The 17,875-nt window shown below is 37.8% G+C and carries 18 protein-coding genes; 13 read left to right on the top strand and 5 right to left on the bottom strand.

The genetic code is table 11. The features are described 5' to 3' along the window. Window positions 1–290: 290 nt before the first annotated feature. Window positions 291–911, top strand: a complete 621-nt coding sequence (locus V179_RS0112815; RefSeq protein WP_028391817.1) for a nitroreductase family protein — start codon at window positions 291–293, stop codon at window positions 909–911. 155 nt (window positions 912–1,066) lie between these two features. On the opposite strand, the gene V179_RS0112810 is transcribed toward V179_RS0112815, so the two are convergent. Beyond that, a complete protein-coding gene (locus V179_RS0112810) occupies window positions 1,067–1,327 on the bottom strand; it encodes a DUF2624 family protein (RefSeq protein WP_028391816.1) in 261 nt (86 codons plus the stop codon). 192 nt (window positions 1,328–1,519) lie between these two features. Here V179_RS0112810 and V179_RS0112805 point away from each other — a divergent pair, with 192 nt between their 5' ends. The 3 genes from V179_RS0112805 to V179_RS0112795 are packed head-to-tail and all read left to right on the top strand — an operon-like array spanning window position 1,520 to window position 3,576. After that, a complete protein-coding gene (locus V179_RS0112805; protein WP_220478486.1) occupies window positions 1,520–2,287 on the top strand; it encodes a metal ABC transporter ATP-binding protein in 768 nt (255 codons plus the stop codon). 17 nt (window positions 2,288–2,304) lie between these two features. Continuing rightward, the gene (locus tag V179_RS0112800) at window positions 2,305–3,144 is read left to right on the top strand and encodes a metal ABC transporter permease (protein WP_028391814.1); all 840 of its coding nucleotides are present in this window, start codon (window positions 2,305–2,307) and stop codon (window positions 3,142–3,144) included. 15 nt (window positions 3,145–3,159) lie between these two features. Beyond that, complete coding sequence (locus V179_RS0112795; protein WP_028391813.1) at window positions 3,160–3,576, top strand: Fur family transcriptional regulator; 417 nt, start codon at window positions 3,160–3,162, stop codon at window positions 3,574–3,576. Window positions 3,577–3,685: 109 nt separating this feature from the next. Here the strand turns inward: V179_RS0112795 and V179_RS0112790 are convergent, their stop codons facing one another. Next, window positions 3,686–4,258, bottom strand: coding sequence for a nucleotidase (locus V179_RS0112790; RefSeq protein ID WP_028391812.1), 573 nt, complete (start codon window positions 4,256–4,258; stop codon window positions 3,686–3,688). Between the two features lie 307 nt (window positions 4,259–4,565). Here V179_RS0112790 and V179_RS0112785 point away from each other — a divergent pair, with 307 nt between their 5' ends. Then, complete coding sequence (locus tag V179_RS0112785; protein WP_034301606.1) at window positions 4,566–4,895, top strand: DUF4190 domain-containing protein; 330 nt, start codon at window positions 4,566–4,568, stop codon at window positions 4,893–4,895. A 57-nt stretch (window positions 4,896–4,952) separates the two neighbouring features. On the opposite strand, the gene ispG is transcribed toward V179_RS0112785, so the two are convergent. The 3 genes from ispG to V179_RS0112770 form a co-directional block, all read right to left on the bottom strand. Next, on the bottom strand, window positions 4,953–6,059 hold the full coding sequence (gene ispG / locus V179_RS0112780) for a flavodoxin-dependent (E)-4-hydroxy-3-methylbut-2-enyl-diphosphate synthase (RefSeq protein WP_182501868.1): 1,107 nt from the start codon (window positions 6,057–6,059) through the stop codon (window positions 4,953–4,955). Between the two features lie 248 nt (window positions 6,060–6,307). Continuing rightward, entirely contained in the window at window positions 6,308–6,631 is a 324-nt protein-coding gene (locus V179_RS0112775; RefSeq protein ID WP_028391809.1) for a hypothetical protein, read from the bottom strand. Between the two features lie 746 nt (window positions 6,632–7,377). Continuing rightward, window positions 7,378–8,166, bottom strand: coding sequence for a DUF1189 domain-containing protein (locus V179_RS0112770; protein ID WP_028391808.1), 789 nt, complete (start codon window positions 8,164–8,166; stop codon window positions 7,378–7,380). 187 nt (window positions 8,167–8,353) lie between these two features. Here V179_RS0112770 and V179_RS0112765 point away from each other — a divergent pair, with 187 nt between their 5' ends. The 8 genes from V179_RS0112765 (at window position 8,354) to pstB (ending at window position 17,872) form a co-directional block, all read left to right on the top strand. Next, window positions 8,354–8,836 (top strand): DUF456 domain-containing protein, encoded by a 483-nt coding sequence (locus tag V179_RS0112765; protein ID WP_028391807.1) that lies wholly within the window; start codon window positions 8,354–8,356, stop codon window positions 8,834–8,836. A 358-nt stretch (window positions 8,837–9,194) separates the two neighbouring features. Beyond that, on the top strand, window positions 9,195–9,803 hold the full coding sequence (locus V179_RS0112760; protein WP_028391806.1) for a superoxide dismutase: 609 nt from the start codon (window positions 9,195–9,197) through the stop codon (window positions 9,801–9,803). Between the two features lie 228 nt (window positions 9,804–10,031). Then, a complete protein-coding gene (locus V179_RS0112755; RefSeq protein ID WP_028391805.1) occupies window positions 10,032–11,252 on the top strand; it encodes an MFS transporter in 1,221 nt (406 codons plus the stop codon). Window positions 11,253–11,551: 299 nt separating this feature from the next. Beyond that, a complete protein-coding gene (locus V179_RS0112750; protein WP_028391804.1) occupies window positions 11,552–13,714 on the top strand; it encodes a peptidoglycan D,D-transpeptidase FtsI family protein in 2,163 nt (720 codons plus the stop codon). 424 nt (window positions 13,715–14,138) lie between these two features. Then, window positions 14,139–15,110: a PstS family phosphate ABC transporter substrate-binding protein gene (locus V179_RS0112745; RefSeq protein WP_028391803.1), complete on the top strand. Its 972-nt coding sequence runs from the start codon at window positions 14,139–14,141 to the stop codon at window positions 15,108–15,110. Window positions 15,111–15,188: 78 nt separating this feature from the next. Beyond that, window positions 15,189–16,154: a phosphate ABC transporter permease subunit PstC gene (gene pstC / locus V179_RS0112740; RefSeq protein ID WP_034301603.1), complete on the top strand. Its 966-nt coding sequence runs from the start codon at window positions 15,189–15,191 to the stop codon at window positions 16,152–16,154. After that, window positions 16,154–17,035, top strand: a complete 882-nt coding sequence (gene pstA, locus V179_RS0112735) for a phosphate ABC transporter permease PstA (protein WP_028391801.1) — start codon at window positions 16,154–16,156, stop codon at window positions 17,033–17,035. Before pstC ends, pstA begins: the two co-directional genes overlap by 1 nt. A gap of 66 nt (window positions 17,036–17,101) precedes the next feature. Beyond that, on the top strand, window positions 17,102–17,872 hold the full coding sequence (pstB, locus tag V179_RS0112730) for a phosphate ABC transporter ATP-binding protein PstB (protein WP_407637249.1): 771 nt from the start codon (window positions 17,102–17,104) through the stop codon (window positions 17,870–17,872). The last annotated feature ends 3 nt before the right edge of the window (window positions 17,873–17,875 follow it).

The following is a 17,875-nucleotide window of genomic DNA, read 5'->3' as shown; positions in this document are numbered from 1 at the left end:
AAATCTAATGGTCAGAATTCACCATAATATGCAGGTGTTAAAAAGTGTGTTTAACACGTTAACTGTATATTTGTGTGGATCCTGACCTTTTACGATTTTATCAACTATTAATCCCTGTACAGCTTTCACTTACTTTTGTTGACAGGTAATAAATGAAGCAATTTAATTATCTTTAATTAATAATAAAATTATTCAAGATAAATGAATTGAAGTAAATGTAGATGATAGAGAAAACACGATTTATACTAATAAACATTTTTAGAAAGTAAGGATAATTCGGGGGTAATGAAGTGGAATTATTTGATCAGTTGTTAAGAGAGAGACGTTCGGTACATAATTTTTTAGACAATCATTCGATTACTGCGAAGGAACTTAATGAAATTTTTGAGCTAGTTAAAATGGGGCCATCAGCGTTCAATTTGCAACATACGAATTATCTAGTTGTAATGGATCCGGAGTTAAAGGAAGGTGTTAAAAAGGCAGCCAATGGACAATACAAAGTAGGTACAGCATCAGCTGTTTTGATCGTATTGGGCGATAAAAGAGCGTTTAAAGATGCTAAGCGTATATTTGAAGGCCTCCTTATGCTGGGCATGTTAAGCAAGCAAGAATATGATCATGAAGTTCAAGATGTCTTGTCTCTTTATGAAAGTAGAGGAGAAGTATTTCAACGAGATGAAGCGATACGAAATGCATCTTTATCAGCGATGTTGTTTATGTTGGCGGCCAAAAGCAAGGGATGGGATACTTGCCCAATGATCGGATTTGATCCAGACCAGTTAAAGAAATTGCTATCAATATCCGATCAATATGAACCAGTTCTAATGATTGCGATTGGTAAAGAAAAAATTCAGAGTAGAAAGCCAAGAGGGTACCGAAAACCAGTCGCTGAATTTGTAAAGTACTTATAATCAGTACGTTCTGTAGTGAATGGAGAATAAAGAGGCTGGACGAGAACAGAAGGGTGACCCCACATCTGCTATCAATTGTTTATATAAATAGGCATAATAAACATTGTATAGGGTGTGAGGTACACCTGATAGAATTTCAATTCAAGACCATATTCTTAAAAATTCGCTGTGAGTTGGGTAAATAGCCTTGCGATTTGATTAGCTGTTTTTGTACCAGCAATTTCTGCAATTTCGTTAAGTACAAGTTGGCGCTCCGAGGGATTAAAAACATTAATATTTCTCCCTGCCAGAATTTTGCTAATATTGTTCGCTTCGTTTTGAGTAAGTCTGACTCCGTGCTGACTGGCAATGGATTGCAATTCATGGGCCTTAATTTTATTAATTTTGTGGTTAATCATCGTTTCAAATAATTTCATCAATTGAACCTCCTTTTTGTTAACATATGGTTAACATATGATGGAAGTGAGCTGAAATGAACCATACTTTATAGATAATACAGGCAATTTTCTTAGCTAAAAATCTTAGTTCCTTTACAAGTAGCCGTATTTCTTATATACTACTTTATGTAAATCGTAACGATTCTTATAAAAATAAAATAGGTGATTAGATTGGGAAATAACAAAGGGATACCGATTATCAAGGTTGAGGATATTTCCTACAAATATTCAAAAGATCTGGTTTTAGAAGATGTCTCACTTCAAGTACCTCAAGGGGCCTTTTTAGCCATTGTTGGTCCGAATGGTTCGGGAAAGTCTACATTGCTGAAATTAATTCTCGGTGTGTTAAAGATACAAAAAGGGGAAGTTGAATTATTTGGACAACCGATCCGTCAATTTAAAGATTGGCAGAAGATTGGATTTGTGTCGCAGAAAGCTAATTCTTTTAATACTGGCTTTCCAGCAACGGTATTTGAAGTGGTGCTAAGTGGATTAACGAAAAAAATCGGTTTATTTAAAATTCCTCGCAAAGAACATAAAAAGAAAGTTGTCAAAGCGCTGGAGTCTGTCGGCATGCTTAGCTTTAAAGATCGAAATATTGGGGAGTTATCCGGAGGGCAGCAACAAAGGGTATTCATTGCTCGGTCTCTCGTCAGTGAACCGGAATTGATGATTTTGGATGAACCAACAGTAGGTGTTGATCAAAAAAACGTCCAACAATTTTATGAAATTCTTGATATGATGAATAAACAATTAGGGATCACACTTATTTTAGTTACTCATGATGTTGCAACTGTAACGGACAAAGTTACCCATGTCGCGTGCATTAATAAAACATTGCATTTCCATGGAGATGCATGTGAATACAATGAATTAAATGAAGAAGAGCTTTCCTCTATATACGGTCATGGAGTGCAGCTACTCAGTCATAATCATTAAGAGGTTGGAGGTCACCCATGATTTCGGGTATTTTGCAGTATGAATTTTTACAAAATGCATTTCTAACAGGCTTGATTATTGGTGCTTTGGCGCCCCTAATCGGCGTTTTCGTTGTGGTACGGAGAATGTCGATGATCGCGGATTCTCTTAGCCATGTCGCCCTAGCAGGAATTGCATTTAGCTTATTATTAGAAAAGAACTTTATTGCATTAGCGGGACTAAATCCATTGTATATGGGCATGACGTTTTCCGTTGTCGGTTCGTTATTTATTGAAAAGTTGAGAAATGTATATAAACATTTTAAGGAGCTCGCGATACCGATTATTTTATCGAGTGGAATCGGTTTAAGTGCGATTTTTATTTCGCTTGCAAACGGCTTTAATACAGATTTATATGGCTATTTATTTGGCAGTGTCAGTGCCGTCAGCCGAACAGACTTGCAACTTATCATTATTGTTGCTATCTTCGTTGCATTAACATTAGTCTTATTATATAAAGAGCTCTTCTTATTGTCTTTTGACGAAGAGCACGCAAAGGCATCAGGAATCCCTTCAAAAGCCATTCACTTTATTTTCATAGTAATGGTTGCGCTTGTCATTGCTGCGTCCATGCGGATTGTGGGGATCTTGCTCGTTTCATCTCTAATGACGATACCGGTTGCGGCTAGTCTTCGTTTTGCTAAAGGCTTTAAGCAAATGATATTTTATTCGGTGATCTTCGGAGAGATTTCCGTCATTTCTGGATTGTTTTTATCGTATTATCTCGACCTTGCACCTGGTGGTACTATTGTTATGCTTACTGTATTAATATTAGTTCTCTCGATTCTTATAGGAAAAATCAAAACACGATTTGCGTAAGGTAGGGTGATTATTATGAACGTAACAACAGCAATGCAATTATTAAAAGATAAAGGCTATAAGCACACGGGGAAACGAGAAGAAATGCTTCAATTATTTTCTTCAAGTGATAAATATTTAACGGCGCGAGATGTTCTTGAGAATATGAAGTCAGATTACCCAGGACTTAGCTTTGATACGATTTACCGTAATCTTTCCCTTTTTGTGGATTTAGGGGTATTTGAAACAACAGAATTAGCAGGAGAGAAGCATTTTCGTTTTACTTGTGGCCATCATTCCCACCATCATCATTTCATTTGTTTAGATTGTGGAAAAACGAAAGAGATTGATACTTGTCCAATGAATGACTTAAACGAAAGTTTGCAAGATTATGATATCTCAGGTCATAAATTCGAAATTTATGGTAAGTGTCCGAACTGTGTTACACAATAAGAGGATGTCCCAAATCAAAGGGTCAGACCGCGCAACAACTAAATTCAGTAAACACGAAATACTGATTTAGAGTGCGAGGTCCGACCTTTGTGAGACATCCTCTTTGCAATTATAATGAAACTTTTAACCAATTCTCCACCCATTTTTCCACTTCATGCCAATGGTAAACACGAATTACACCATCAGGAATGGGATCTTGATTGTACGGTGTATCGAATAATAATACTGGAATATTGCATTCTTCTGCAATAGCTACCGCATTGTCATGTTTGTCTTCAAGAAAAAGATCGACCTCAAATTTCTTCGCAGTCGCTACTTTATCGTGTGATCCAATCAATTCAATATGATTGTATTGTAATTCTTGCTTTGAAAACCAAGTTTCAGTCACATCCAACATTGCATTATTTCTAGCACTAATAAAGTAAAGATCATGCCTATTAGCCCATTTATGCAAAACATCTTTTGCACCGTCTACAAGAATGGATTCGGCATAAATAATGGGTTCATTCTCGATAAACCATTTAGAAAATTCTTCTTCGGAAATATTTACAAAAGGATTAAAATCATATTGATTCATTTCCTCATATGTAAGTGATAATTGAAAAGCCTTATTTAAATATGGAACAAATGTATCAGGTCTAGTAATTGTCCCATCGATATCAATGCCTAGTCGTTTGCGCAAGCTATTTATCCTCCTTATTACATTTAACTTCAAGTGTACCACTAGTAAATGTAACCATGCAAAGAAATAATTTTCATGAGGTTTTTGACGATTATCACATACACTATAAATGCTCCTATAAACGAAAGTGAGGGATGCACGAATGGAAGAAGATCGATATTCCAGCATGGATGATGAAAAGAGGAAATCCAAAAAGCTTGAGACAGTGGAGAATCACTTAGATACAACGGCACTGGATGACGAAGATCAGGTAGTCATATCAGACATAAATCGCAGCTATGAGACTATACCAGTAGCGACTGAGACAGTGGTGCCAGTAGTAACTGAGAAGAAAGACATTTCTTCCCACCGGTATGATGAGGAAACATCCGCTGAATTTGCTGAACCAATGGGTAACCGTGCATACTCAGTAAGAGAGCGTGATGACCATGACGGAAAAACAGGAACAGGGTTTGGTGCATTTGCATTGATAGTGTCCATTCTCTCTCTGTTCTTCATGCCAGTAATCTTAGGAATTGTCGGGATTATCCTTGGATTCATTGCTCGTAGAAGAGGAGCATCAACCCTTGGGGCATGGGCAATTGGTGTTGGAGTTGTTTCCATAATCGTCGGAATCTTTATCATGCCGTTCTTTTAAAGGATGAAATTAGGGGCAAAGAAAAAGGCCTGGATTATTCCAGGCCTTATCTTTTTATTATTTCGCAGCTTCGGCTTCAGCTTCAGCACGTTGTTTTGCATAATATTCTTCTGCAAGTAGATCGATTTCTTTTTTCAGTTCTTCTACCATTGTTTCCTCAGGTACTTTACGGACAGTTTTCCCATGTCGGAATAATAGTCCTTCCCCACGTGCTCCAGCAATTCCGATATCCGCTTCTTTCGCTTCTCCTGGACCGTTTACGGCACAGCCAAGGACCGAAACTTTAATCGGTGCTTTAATGGTTGAAATATACTCTTCTACCTCATTAGCAATACTGATGAGATCAATTTCAATTCGGCCACAAGTTGGGCATGAAATAAGTGTTGCCATGTTTGAGGCAAGACCAAATACTTTCAATAGCTCACGAGCAACTTTTACTTCTTCAACTGGATCAGCACTTAAAGAAACACGCATCGTATTACCGATACCTTTGCTTAAGATCGCACCAAGTCCTGCTGAACTTTTTACAGTTCCAGAGAATAATGTTCCTGACTCAGTGATTCCAAGGTGAAGCGGGTAATCAAACGCTCTAGAAGCTTTATCATATGCTTCAATGGCTAAGTTTACATCAGATGCTTTCATGGAAACGATGATATCATGGAAATCAAGGTCTTCAAGAATTTTAATGTGATGAAGTGCACTTTCTACCATTCCATCAGCGGTAGGGTAGCCGTATTTCTCAATAATCCGTCTTTCAAGCGACCCAGCGTTTACACCAATTCGAATGGGAATCCCTTTTGCTTTTGCCGCATTTACAACAGCTTCTACTTTCTCACGACGACCGATATTACCCGGATTGATCCGGATTTTATCTGCTCCGCCTTCTATAGCTAATAAAGCAAGCTTATAATCAAAATGAATGTCCACGACAAGTGGAATGTTAATTTTTTTCTTAATTTCTGGTATAGCTTTCGCTGCACGTTCATCAGGACAGGCAACACGAACAACTTGGCATCCGGCTTCTTCGAGACGCAGGATTTCCGCAACTGTTGCTTCAACATCATGCGTTTTTGTTGTTGTCATACTTTGTACGATTACTTCATTGTTTCCGCCAATTGTTAAGTTTCCAACTTTAATTGGGCGTGTTTTCGTTCGATGTATTATTTCACTCACGTGGAATTCTCTCCTTTAGGAAAAAATCATATTTCGGTACGTCTTAATGACCGCTTTACCTATTGTAACAATCTTATGAGTCAGTTGACAAGGATTGAATCTTTTAGACCGCATGAACGAAAATCAAACCCACACCTAAAAGCCTGTGAGGTACAAAGAGGGTAGGTAGGGTCAAACTGCCGGTAAAAACCGGATTAACAATCATTTGAGAAAAAGTTGCCGACTCAGTGAAATTTCTATTATTCGTTATAGAAAGGAATTTTATACGTATGGCCGATTTGCATGGCTTCAGGCTTAATCCCATTTAAATTCTCAAAATCCGAAATGATGGTTTCGATGGAAAGAGGAAGTGTACCTTCCTGCTTTTTAATAATAGATAATAATGAATCTCCTGCATTTATCTTAATTTCTTTATATGGAATCGGGATAATTTCTGAAGCAGGAGCGGAACTAGTTTCTATGGATTTCACAGTGGACTTAGTAGGGAGAGTTCCATTTGTCAGATCGTAATAAATGATAAAAACAGTAAAACATATCGATAAGAAGAGCAGCATTTTTTTCATGGATATCCCCCTAGCTTGTCTTAATCCCGCATTAACGAAAAGTCAAGTCCCCTCCTCAAGGCTTAGAGTAATCGATGAAGCGTAGGTGGGGATTAACTGCCCAATCTAGTTTCGGCTCCTAGCCCCTCGAGGTTATAAGCTGTAATACTCTGTGCTGTATTCCATCCTATACTTATCGGGCTATCACAGAATGTGATGGCGTCTCCGTAGCTCACAGGAAGTGAGCAATCTTAGGAGACGTTCCCACTTCGGTCGCCTCGCTTTTTGCCATAAATGCTCGATTGCTATGACAAAGTGAATCTTACTGAGAGTTACGCAGAAGTAAAGTTTGCGCCCATAGGGAGTGGGCCACATAGACGAAGATATGAGGACTCTGCGTACTAAATCTGTGATTCATGGAATCAACAGTAGAACGACGGGACTAACCATCAGTGGGGATGAAGAAAAACCCGACTGATTGAAGTTTTACTTAATTTCATGTATATGTAAAACCATTTGTACTATGCCTAAAATTGGGCAGTTTTTTTACAAGAATTAGTTGCCGAAATATTGCATGTAGGGAAAAATCTATTAGTATGAAGGGTTTGAAGAGACTCATTTAGCCCAATGGCTAAATCAAACATGATGGTGGAAATGATAATGCATATGATGTAGATAAAGTATAGAAGCAGTATTTCCAATTAATGAGTAAGCTCCCTAAAAAAAGATAGGTGGGGGATGCAGCCCCCACTGATTGAAGTTTCACTTTATCGAATACTTTCGATTCCATCTTTGTTTTTTGGTACTTCTTTTAGAGATAAATACAACATGACAAAAGTAACGAACCAGTTAATGATAGAACCGAATGGAACAACTGTTTGGAAGGCAGCCATGATTGTAAAAAAGACGGTCGATAATGTAACACTGTAAGCTGTAATTCTCCAGAGATGACGATAGGAGAGTCCTAACCTAAGTGAATTGTTGAAAAGTAAACTAAACATAGCAAAGATGGATACTTTTATGAACAACAGTGCTGATGTAAACAGGAACATTGCTAGAACTAAAACGGTTAATGCTATAGGCAAAATGGATGAAGCTGTATCTAGCATCTTTTCAATGTCTTTATTTGAGAGAGTTTGTCCTTCAAGCAAGGAGTAAGACGCCGATTGGAATTCTCCACCTGTAGCGAAGACTAATTCATTTTGTAAAAATCCGATAGCAGTAATGGATTCTCGAGCAATTTGCTGGGCAGTTATTTCACCACTGTCATCCATATAAATCGTCATATTATCCTTCTCAATAATCACGGGATCTTTCTTAGCATCAGAAAGTACTCCATTTTTTATTGTAAATTCAGGCAAATCTTCCGTAAATGTTGACTTAATTGCAGGAATGCTTGAAGAGATTGTCGTACTGAAATAATAGCCAGAGGGAATAATGGAAACGAGTGATAGGAAAAAGATGAACAAGATCGTTTTTCCGATTCCTTGGTTTCGAAAACTTGCAATGCTCTTCGGTGAGTATAAGCTTAAAATAAATTGTTTGAAAATATTCATTCTTCACAGCCCTTTTTATATAATGGTTTCTTTATATCTTTTTCATTTTAGCGAGGTGTCACAAAGAACACAACTGAAAGTCATTTAAAGATAGGTATAGAATGAATTTGAACGAATTATTTTTACAATGATAAGCAGGTATGGGTAAAATAAGCCAGAAAGATTGTTTTTAGAAAGTAGGATGAAAATGGATATCGTATTTTGGCTCATAATAGCTATCGTGTTTATGATCGGCTTTATTGGTCTAGTCTACCCGATTATCCCAAGTGTGCTGTTTATATTGGGAGGTATTTTGTTGTATGGTATATTTTACTCCTTTGAGCCTTATAATTGGGGGTTCTGGACTATACAAATATTATTGGTCCTCCTGTTATTTGGCGCAGATTATGTAGCTAATTTAGCAGGAGTGAAAAAGTTCGGGGGTTCTAAGGCAGGCATATGGGGAAGTACAATCGGTATCCTTGTAGGCCCGTTTCTGATCCCGTTCTTAGGAATTATCATTGGTCCCTTCTTAGGAGCGGTCATTGCGGAGATGGTTGTACATCAAAAAAACCCAGTCGTAGCAGCAAAAATAGGATTTGGTTCAGTAATTGGTTTTGTTGGTAGTGTTGTAACAAAGAGTATTATCCAGCTGTTTATGGTCATTTACTTCTTGTTCACTGTTTTATAATGAGTGGGTACGTTTTGCACTAATCTTCCGATTGTCAAGTTAAATCAAAAAAATGGCTAATTTAAATTATGGTAATAAAAAATAACCAAAAAGGAGTGAGACTCCTGCGGGGGAAGCAAGTCAAAGAAGACCCCACAGGCGCGATGCCGAGAATACTTCATGACCGTTCACTAGAAGCGAACGCCTGGAGCAAAATCAACAGGAAAGTTTAACAGTGCCTAACCGATTAAGATTTTGTAAATGCTGAAGCATAACGTTTGAAACGTTACCAAAACTTTGATATTCTAATTTAAACGAGCAGTAGATGAGCAACTCTACATCGTAAAAAAACTAAAGTTACATAGGGAGGAATTTTATTATGGCATTCGAACTTCCACAATTACCGTACGCATATGATGCGTTAGAACCAAACATCGACAAAGAAACAATGAACATTCACCACACTAAACATCATAACACGTATGTGACAAACTTAAACGCTGCACTTGAAGGCAATGAAGAACTTTTGAGCAAAAGTGTTGAAGAAGTAATCGCGAACCTTGATGCAGTTCCTGAAGCGAAACGTACTGCAGTACGCAACAATGGTGGTGGACATGCTAACCACTCATTATTCTGGCAAATCATCTCACCAAACGGTGGCGGACAGCCAACTGGTGAATTAGCGGATGCAATCACATCTAAATTCGGTAGCTTTGACAGCTTCAAAGAAGAATTCGCTAAAGCAGCTACAACTCGTTTCGGATCTGGTTGGGCTTGGCTTTCAGTAAACAATGGTGAGCTAGAAGTTTCAAGCACTCCTAACCAAGACTCTCCAATCATGGAAGGTAAAACACCTTTACTTGGTTTAGATGTTTGGGAGCACGCTTACTACTTGAACTACCAAAACCGTCGTCCAGAATACATCAACGCATTTTGGAACGTTGTAAACTGGGATGAAGTAGCAAGTCGTTACAGCGCAGCAAAATAAGCTGGGTATTAAAAAAAGAGGATGTCCCAAAAGGGTCTGACCTCACACGCTATCCATCGTTTTTCGTGTCATGTTCACGACTTAAAACGATAGATAGTTGATGTGGTTCAGACCCGGGACCTCCTCTTTTTTTTGTACTTGGAGGAAAAATTTTGAAATAACCTCTCCTTTAAATAAATGTCCATTGTTTTTCAAACACTATAAAAGTAATTAAAGGAGAGTTAAAATATGGGCATTATAAAAAAATGGACTGGAGACTTGGAGATTAATCGGGATTTACGGATTTTGCTAATTATCGGCGGACTATACAGCATGAGTATTGCGCTCTCAAATACGTTTGTAAATGTATTTCTTTGGAAGCAGTCTGGAGAATACGTGGATATCGGCATTTATAATTTGTCCGTGGCACTCTTTCAGCCGTTCACATTTGTGTTTGCTGGAAGAATTGCCAAAAAGGTGGACCGGGTTATAGTTTTGAGGCTTGGTGTAATATTTTTAGCTGCTTTTTATTTAGCTGTTCTCTTAATTGGCACACAGGCCACTCATTTTCTAATCCTACTAGGTGGATTACTTGGAATAGGGTATGGGTTTTACTGGCTTGCTTTTAATGTGTTAACATTTGAAATTACAGAACCAGAAACACGTGATTTTTTCAATGGCTTTTTAGGACTGCTTACTTCTGCAGGAGGAATAATCGGACCTATTTTCGCGGGCTTTATCATTTCCAAGATGGAAAAATTTACAGGGTACACAATAATTTTCGCTGTATCATTGTTATTATTTGCGATAGCGGTATATTTTAGTTTTTCTTTAGAAAGACGGCCAGCACATGGGAAATACTTATTTTTGCGTACACTTAAAGAAAGGAAAAATAATGATAATTGGCGTCAAATTACGTATGCACATTTTTTCCAAGGTTTGCGTGAAGGAACATTTATGTTTGTCGTCTCGATTTTTGTTTTCATTCAAACGGGAAGTGAACTAGCATTAGGAAATTACAGTATGGTGAATTCAATCCTTTCGTTTATCGCTTATTATTTCGCGGCAAGATATATTAAGCAAAAAATGAGGAAGAAATCAATCTTGCTTGGCGGAATACTCTTATATGCAGGCGTGTTCTTAATTGCTTTCGATGTTACCTATGCCAAGCTGCTTTTTTACGCGGCGACGATCGCGATTGCTTATCCAATTCTACTTGTACCGTATATGTCTTTAACTTACGATATTATTGGTCGTGCATGGCAGGCTGCAGAGTTAAGGATTGAATATATTGTAGTAAGAGAACTCTACATCCTGCTTGGTCGAATTGTTTCTATTGCGAGCTTTATCCTCACTGTCATCTATTTTGACCCGGTAAAAAGCTTACCTATCTTTTTATTGATCGTTGGATCAGGACATACAATTATTTATTTATTTGTTAGAAAAATTCAGATGGACCACCCTGCTTAATATACGAATGACGAGAAAGGGCTAGACCTCGCGAATAAATAAGGTTTTAATAACATAAAACGCGAGGTCTACGCCCTTTTTACTGCTAATGAAAGTAGGCCCCACGCATTTTTAGTTCCTGCTCGAGGAAATTCAGCTCGTAATAAAACATTCTGGCACTAATAAGTACATCAATTCTAGAGAGAAGCCAAAACACCTGTAAGACAAAATAAATAAGCAGTAAATAAACTAGATATTCTCTTTCAAGTTATATAAAATAAGATAGATTACTATTTTTAGAAGAGGATGTGTGGCTTAGCGTGTCAAAAGAAAAGAAGAAAAAGACTCATGTTCCTTTACGATTAAATCTACTTTTCTTTGCTGTTTTTCTATTATTTTCAGTACTAATTCTCCGTCTTGGACTTGTTCAAATTGTTTATGGGGATGATTATAAAAGAGAAATTGAGAGAACGGAAGAAGTGACAGTGAACAATCCAGTTCCTCGTGGGAAAATGTATGATCGAAATTTAAACGTGATCGTCGACAATAAGCCATTGGACGCTATTACTTATACGAGAAGCCAGGGTACAAGAGCAACGGATATGCTAGACACTGCAGAAAAACTAGCAAAACTAATTAATAAAGAAACGGATAAAATAACGCTACGAGATAGAAAAGATTTCTGGATCCTTAAACATCCGGATGAAGCCGAAGCGAAAATTACCGATGCCGATCGAAAAAAGGTTACCGAAGGCGAACTTGAACAAAAAGATTTATACAAGCTTCAAATTGAGAGAATTACCGAGGAAGAAATCAATTCTTTTACAGATGCCGAGCTTGAAGTGCTTGCCATTTACCGTGAATTCTCAAGCGGCTATGCACTAACACCACAAATTGTTAAAAACAAAGATGTGACCGAGGAAGAATTCGCACGGGTAAGTGAAAATCTTGATTCTTTGCCAGGTGTAAACATTACAACGGACTGGGATCGAACATATACTTTTGGTCAAACATTGAAATCCGTCCTCGGTAAAGTATCATCATCAGACGAAGGTTTACCGAGTGAACGTCTTGATTATTTCCTTTCTCGCGGGTATAGCCGGAACGACCGAGTAGGGAAAAGCTATCTCGAATTACAGTATGAAGACGTGCTTCAAGGCAATAAAGCGAAAGTGAAGAATATTACAGATAAGGGTGGAAATGTTGTTGAATCCCAAATTGTATCTGAAGGACAGCGTGGGAAGGATTTAGTCTTAACTATTGATATGGATCTTCAGCAAGCAATTGATAATGAAATTGAGAAACAATTACTTCAGGCTAAAAAAGCAGGTAATACGAAATTCCTCGATCGGGCCTTTGTTGTTTTAATGGATCCGAAAACGGGTGAAATATTGACAATGGCTGGGAAGCAATATGCTATTGATAAGGAAACAGGTAGACCAACGATCAATGATTATGCACTTGGTAATATATCATCTTCCTATACAGTTGGGTCTAGTGTAAAAGGTGCAACGATATTGACTGGATATAAAACCGGTGCTATTCATCCAAATACGTATTTCTACGATACAAGGTTAAATATTAAAAACCTTTCAAAAGGTTCATATACAAATATGGGGAATATAAATGATTTAACAGCTTTGAAAAAATCCTCTAACGTATATATGTTTAGAACAGCGATTGCCATAGCTGGAGCAGAGTATGTTCCAGGCAGGGGGCTGAATATTCCCCCAAGCACTTTTGATACGATGCGAAATTCTTTTGCCCAATTTGGGCTAGGTGCGAGAACAGGTATTGATTTACCGAATGAAATGGTTGGGTACAAAGGAACTGAAACACTTCCGGGTAAATTGCTCGATTTATCAATTGGACAGTATGACACCTATACTCCGATGCAGTTAGCCCAATACGTGTCAACGATTGCCAATGGCGGCTATCGAATGGAACCACATATGGTGAAAGAAATACACGATCCTGTTGATGATAATACAGAACTTGGTGCAGTAGTTAGCGAAATAACCCCAAAAGTACTTAATAAGCTAGATATGAAGGATAGCTGGATTAAGCGAGTTCAGGATGGCTTTAAATTGGTTGCCATGGAACAGGGGGGAACTGCATATAAATACTTTGGTCATAAACCTTATACGGTAGGTGCCAAAACAGGTACGGCCCAAGCATTTTATGATGGACCAAACAAAGATAAATATAAAGAACTTCAAGCGACTATGAGCCTTAGCATGGTTGGCTTTGCACCAGCAGAGAATCCTGAAGTTGCTTTTGCAGTGGTTGTTCCTTGGGCTTATCAAGGTCATGCTAGTAATGGCTTGAATGGAAAATTGGCTGAATTTGCTCTAGATACTTATTTCGACTTGAAAAAAACTCGCCAACAGGCAGGTCAAACAGAGGCGACTTCAGAGACGAAGGTGACTAATAGTAAGGAAGTTCTACAAGAGCAGGCGGAAATAAATCAAAATAACGAATAAACATTTGGTAAAAGAAAATCTGAAAAAGGTCTGACTTCACGACCTATAGATAGTACATCGAACATTGTACTATTTATAGAGTCTGTGGTGTCAGGCCTTTTTTCTTTGGAAAAGGGACTGAACTTCGCAAAAATTAGCTCCGGACCGCCACCTTCATATGGTGACCAATTTGAGAACCTGAACTTTTTTCATCGTTGGATTGGGAGTAGACTGTCGTGCACATAAATATCTATCTGTAAAAGCGGGCATAAATAACGAATAGAATTGTTTTTTCTCGCTAATTCGACTCAATTCTTGTTGGCTGTTTACAAAATTCGTACAGAAGTTTACGCAAAATTTACAAATGGTTTAATGTTCGTTAACAGTAAGATAGTAATCTTAGTTTGTAGAAACAAACAATGAAGATATCAGGGGGAATAAGTAAATGAAGAAGTTTAAAGGTTTCGCTTTAACAGCAATGTTAACTGGAGTATTGGCTGTAGCAACAGCATGCGGCTCAGACACTACTAAAGAAGAAAGTACTTCTGGTACTACTGGGGACACAAGTGCAAAACTTTCTGGAGAAGTTATTATTGATGGTTCTTCTACTGTATACCCAATCATGGAAGCTGTTTCTGAAGAATACGGAGCAGTTCAGCCAGATGTAAGAGTATCTGTTGGTTTTTCAGGTACTGGTGGCGGATTTAAGAAATTCATTGCAGGAGAAACAGACTTAAGCAATGCTTCTCGCCCAGTGAAAGATGAAGAAAAAGCAGAGCTTGATAAAAACGGAATCGAATATACTGAATTACCATTAGCATTTGACGGGATAACAGTTGTAGTTAACCCTGATAATGATTTTGTAGACCACTTGACAGTGGAAGAATTAAAAGCGCTATGGGTAGATAACGGCAAAACAAAAATGTGGTCTGATATCCGTCCAGAGTGGCCGAAAGAAGAAATTAAATTCTATTCTCCAGGTACAGATTCAGGAACATATGATTATTTCAACGAAGTAATTTTAGGGGATGCACCAATTGTTTCAAATGCAACACTTTCAGAAGATGACAATATTCTTGTTCAAGGTGTATCAGGTGATAAAAATGCGATTGGTTTCTTTGGATATGCTTATTACGCAGAAAACCAAGACAAGCTTAAAGATGTAAGCATTGATAATGGAAATGGTCCAGTTGAACCAACTCATGAAACAATTGGAAATGGGGACTATGCACCACTTTCAAGAACAGTTTTCACATATGTATCTAATAAAGCAGTAGCTGAAAAAGAACAAGTTGCAGATTACACAAAATTCGCAATTGAAAATGCAGGTAAAATGGCAGAAGAAGTTGGTTATATCAGCTTACCTGAAGAAGATTATAAAAAAGATTTAGAAAAACTTGCTGAACTTACAAAATAAGTTTAGTTAGATAAGAATAACAAAAAATGAAAAGATGGCGGGTACAACCTGGATGAACCCGCCATCCTTTTGGCTATGATGAAAGGGGTTTTCAGATTGCCACGCGGTAACCAGAAAGAATACTCAGTGCAGCAAATGATAACAGAGAAACGATTAAAGAAAAAAAATCACTTTAATTTTGAAAAGTTAATTCCCGGACTACTTTTATTAACAGCGGTGCTATCGGTTTTGACAACGATTGGCATTGTGTTCACATTAATATTTGAAACATTTATTTTTTTTGACAGAGTATCAATTATTGAATTTTTCACAAATAAAAAATGGTATCCATTTTCTGCGACAGATGCATCATTTGGAATTATGCCGCTCGTTGTGGGTACTTTAAAAGTAACAGGAATTGCAGCGGTTGTTGCAGTCCCGATTGGTTTGGCAACAGCCATTTATTTGAGTGAATATGCTTCTGAAAAAGCACGTAGAATCATAAAACCAATTTTAGAAGTATTGGCTGGTATCCCTACTATCGTGTATGGATTTTTTGCACTGACATTTGTTACGCCAATATTAAAACAGTTGATTCCAAGTCTTGAAACATTTAATGCATTAAGCCCTGGGATTGTCGTGGGAATTATGATTACACCAATGGTTGCTTCTTTATCAGAGGATGCCATGTCGTCTGTACCACGTTCAATTCGCGAAGGAGCCTTTGCGCTTGGAGCCACTAAATTAGAGACGACAATTAAGGTCATTTTACCCGCAGCAGTATCTGGTATTACTGCATCAGTTGTTCTTGCATTATCTCGAGCAATTGGTGAAACGATGATTGTTTCAGTAGCAGGTGGTTCAACACCGAATGCTAGTTTTGACGTCACATCTTCCATTCAGACGATGACGGCGTATATTGTTCAGGTGAGCACAGGTGATGCTGGGTATCAAACGACCATTTATTATAGTATATATGCAGTAGGAATGACTTTGTTCCTCTTTACACTGTTTATGAACTTGTTTGCACAGTTCATCACACGAAAGTTTAAGGAGGAATATTAATGCAAAAGTTAGTAGATAAAGAAATCATTGCAAAACAAATGTCGAGTAGAATTATCAGAAACCAAATGTTTAAAGGATTGTTTTTCCTTTCTACATTGTTTGGATTGTTAGTACTCGGAGTATTGTTCTACAGAATTATTACCCAAGGAATTGGCTATATAGATTTGGATTTCTTCCAAAATTTCGCATCAAGAAGACCGGAAAATGCAGGAATTAAGGCTGCCTTCATTGGTACAATCTGGCTTATGGTGGTCGTGGCTCCTGTTTCGTTAATACTTGGTGTCGGAACAGCGATTTATTTAGAAGAATATGCGCAAAAAAATAAATTCACATCATTCATTAAACTTAATATCTCCAATCTTGCTGGTGTCCCTTCGATTGTCTTTGGACTACTGGGGCTTACCATTTTCGTTAGAGCATTAGCATTAGAGCGTTCTGTGTTAGCAGCAGGATTAACGATGAGCCTTCTCGTTCTTCCTGTCATTATTGTAGCTTCACAAGAAGCAATCCGATCTGTGCCGAAAGAACTACGGGAAGCATCTTTTGCGATGGGAGCTACGAAGTGGCAAACTGTTTTAAAAGTTGTATTACCTGCTGCGATTCCTGGAATCTTAACGGGGGGGATTTTGGCTCTATCGAGAGCGATTGGTGAAACTGCGCCGCTTATCGTTATTGGAATTCCGATGTTCGTCGCCTTTTTACCTAAAACAATCATGGACACATTCACTGTATTACCTATGCAAATCTACAACTGGACATCCCGTCCTCAAACAGAATTTCAAGATGTAGCAGCGGCTGGTATTCTTGTTATGCTTGTTTTATTAATCCTGATGAATTCGATAGCGGTATTCATTCGAAATCATTTCCAGAAAAGATATTAAGGGAGGAAACAGCAAATGAATGTTACATTATTAAGATCCCAAAGTGAACAGGATGAAAAAACTCAAATGACACATATAGAAAAAGAATTTGTCTATAAAACAACCGATTTGAATTTATGGTACGGAAGCACACATGCGCTAAAAAACGTCAACTTGGATTTATATGAAAATGAAGTTACAGCTATCATTGGCCCATCAGGATGTGGTAAGTCAACGTATATTAAAACGCTAAATCGCATGATTGAGATGGTTCCTGGGGTAAAAACTTCTGGTGAAATTCAATATAGAGGTCGTAATATTCTTGATAAATCATATGGAGTGGAAGATTTACGTACTCAAGTAGGAATGGTATTTCAAAAGCCAAATCCATTTCCAAAGTCTATTTATGAAAATATTGCTTACGGACCCAAAATCCATGGAATCAAAAATAAGAAGGTTCTTGATGAAATTGTTGAAAAAAGTTTACGTGGTGCAGCGATTTGGGATGAGGTGAAAGACCGTCTTAAAGAGAATGCCTATGGTCTTTCAGGGGGACAACAACAGCGTCTTTGTATCGCACGTTGCCTTGCCATTGAACCGGATGTAATCTTGATGGATGAACCTACTTCCGCTTTGGATCCTATTTCGACATTAAAAGTAGAGGAACTAATACAGGAACTAAAAAAGGACTTTAGTATTATCATCGTTACGCATAATATGCAGCAAGCTGCACGTATTTCAGACCGTACGGCATTTTTCTTAAGCGGTGAGGTTGTCGAATATCGTGATACAACAACGATTTTTTCAAACCCTACTGACAAACGGACAGAAGATTATATTAGTGGAAGATTTGGTTAATGA

The organism is Bacillus cihuensis, assembly GCF_000504145.1.
Lineage (GTDB): Bacteria > Bacillota > Bacilli > Bacillales > DSM-1321 > Peribacillus > Peribacillus huizhouensis.
The sequence above is the reverse complement of the archived record's forward strand: the minus strand, read 5'-3'. Positions and strand labels throughout refer to the sequence as shown.